We start from the raw sequence: 1,376 nt of genomic DNA on the forward strand, positions 1-1,376 counted from the left end.
CAACGCTGAGCCAGCGCGCAAACAACGCGATCGTCGCCACGCAAACTGCATCCACCTTCTTCATCATGCCCGCGATATTCGCGGGACATGTGGCTCAACTCAAGATGCCTCGGCTGGACGCTTACGTAAGGCACCCTCAACCTGAACAAATTTTCGATCCGAAATCAGTATTTCAGCAGCCTGCTAACGCGATGACCTGAGATGGCCACTACAGCGGGAGATTGTATTGTTGATGGTGTATTGGCAATGGAGTTACTTGCAGGGTGTCGGCGCAGTAGTCTGGCGGAGGGGCAGTGCCAACTTGCAACATTGTCGGGATTTGCTGTTCATTCTTGAATAGTCATAGGGGTCTTATGAAGAAGCTCATCGCCTTTGCTCTATTGATTGCAGTCGTAGCATCATTTGCGGCCAGGGCGTCGCCCAGTGCAGTCATTGACGGATTTGAGCGGGCGGCAGCGTTCAATCCAGAGATTGCAACCAGCGTTACGGCTATTCGCCGACGACCTGTAGTCGTTCTAGTCCCGGGAATTCTTGGTTCAAAACTCACATCACCTACTGTCGGCGACATTTGGGGAAGCGGCATACCGGATCTTGCGAAGATTAAGCTGCCGCCTCAACTCGTCGATGAGACCGCGCCGTCTGATGTTCAGGCCACATTGCTCGAGAATTACTTCGGTGATCAATACGGCGATGCCTTCGCTGCTATAAAAGATGCAGCGAAAAAGATTGGAATTGATGCGGTAGCCTGCGGTTATGACTGGCGTCGCGATCTTCGATCCGGCGCCGCTGACCTAGAAGCTTGTCTATATAGGACCTTTGGGACCACGCGGCGGACGCTCATTTTTGTATCGCACAGCATGGGTGGAGTTGTTACTGCGGTCTGGAATGCAAAGCATGATGCTCGGCAGTATTCCCGGCAACATCTAGTAGGCGGTATCGTGCTGCTAGGGTCTCCGCTGCAAGGCAGCTGCGAAGTTCTGCGAATGATTCACGAGGGATACAAACAACCGGTTGAAAATTCACTTAATGCTGGAAAGCGCGCCGAATACGTCTACGAAAAGTGGGACAACTTGCGAGGAGGATTGGTCAACTCGTTGACCGGCTGGGCTACAGATGGGGTGCGCGACGCCTTGCTGACTTGGCCGGGTGCTTTTGGACTTACGCCCAAAGCAACAAACACAGATGAAGCGGGTCGCGCCTGCGTTCCACTTTATCAGCCTGAACAACCGGGTGGGCCAGGCCTTATTAGTGAATCGCCCCGGTTTCTGCGGAGGCTGTTTGGTTTAAGTCAGCCCACTTCCGCAGTGGCCTGACTGGCGAGTTGCCGGTAGTAGTTTGCCTCAGCCTCAGCAGGTGGGATGTACCCGATGGGTTCG

The 1,376-nt window shown here is 53.9% G+C and carries 2 protein-coding genes; both read left to right on the top strand.

The annotated features are described in order from the left end of the window. A partial coding sequence (locus NFX52_RS30125) for a hypothetical protein (RefSeq protein ID WP_252636001.1) occupies positions 1-200 on the top strand: 200 nt, incomplete at its 5' end. A 153-nt stretch (positions 201-353) separates the two neighbouring features. Beyond that, positions 354-1,313: a lipase/acyltransferase domain-containing protein gene (locus NFX52_RS30130; RefSeq protein ID WP_156358593.1), complete on the top strand. Its 960-nt coding sequence runs from the start codon at positions 354-356 to the stop codon at positions 1,311-1,313. Positions 1,314-1,376 lie beyond the last annotated feature (63 nt).

Origin of the sequence: Acidovorax facilis, assembly GCF_023913775.1 — a bacterium.
Lineage (GTDB): Bacteria > Pseudomonadota > Gammaproteobacteria > Burkholderiales > Burkholderiaceae_C > Acidovorax > Acidovorax facilis.